The sequence below is a fragment of the Pseudanabaena sp. 'Roaring Creek' genome (assembly GCF_001402795.1).
Taxonomy (GTDB): domain Bacteria; phylum Cyanobacteriota; class Cyanobacteriia; order Pseudanabaenales; family Pseudanabaenaceae; genus Pseudanabaena.
Genome location: NZ_LIRE01000626.1, coordinates 1 through 892 on the forward strand (window position 1 = coordinate 1; position 892 = coordinate 892).

Annotated in this window: 2 pseudogenes; both read right to left on the reverse strand. The window is 40.8% G+C overall.

Features of this window, described 5'->3' with window-relative positions:
- Window positions 1–763 (reverse strand): annotated as a pseudogene (locus tag AC805_RS16855) (hypothetical protein); the annotation flags it as partial.
- 12 nt (window positions 764–775) lie between these two features.
- Window positions 776–892, reverse strand: a pseudogene (locus AC805_RS24845) (IS630 family transposase); the annotation flags it as partial.

The following is an 892-nucleotide window of genomic DNA, read 5'->3' on the forward strand; positions in this document are numbered from 1 at the left end:
AAAACAACCTATGACGAGCATGATTAGAAAGGCTCGCCAGAACATGGCTATGTAAATAGATTGGAATATGTTCTGAAAAGAACTCAAAAACACCAACCAAAGTATCTTTTATCGGCAGATTATCACTCAAAAACAACTCAGTTACACCAGCCCAAAGATCAACCAATTCCAAATCAGAAAGCTCAGTAAAAGAATGCAGCTTTTCATTAAAACTATGGATCAATTGGTTATATAAATTATCTAATAACGGTTTGATCCAATCAAAATGGTAAAGCAACACTCCACGCTTAATTCCAAAATAGTCACATAACTGACGTTCTGATGCATTGAGCAAGTCAAACCCACCATCGGTAACAGCATTAATCACCTGAGATACCTTGAGTTGTAGCAGCTCCAAATTAGACATCGCATCAGGAGTGATATCACCAGACTTGATGAGCGTATGGGGGATATCACCCAGATCAAAATCTGATAAGAAATAAATCTTGTCACCCTGATTAAAGCGATCGCCTGTTTTCCTGCCAAAACACTGCGTTACCGTTGCCAAAATATGGCGATCGACAAACGTCGCAAAAGCAGGATCTTTATCCACAGGATGTAACCCCGTCATCGCCACATAATCCGCACGAAGCATGGCAATATTGGCGCAAGGAGTCCCGACGATCGCAAAGGTTTTGGCATCTTTAAAATCATTAGACCCACGAGAATCGCGAAACCAAAAGCCATGAGCCTCAGAATTAGCAAACTTTTTAAAATCAATCACCCTAGTAGGCAGTCAAGTAATTATTGACGGGTAGAGGCGAAGCAATTTAATGCGAGCATCAGCAGTAGTAAATTGCCAATTGACTTTACAAGAGAGAGAATTCCTGCGATTTTCCCAAGCCGAGACTTC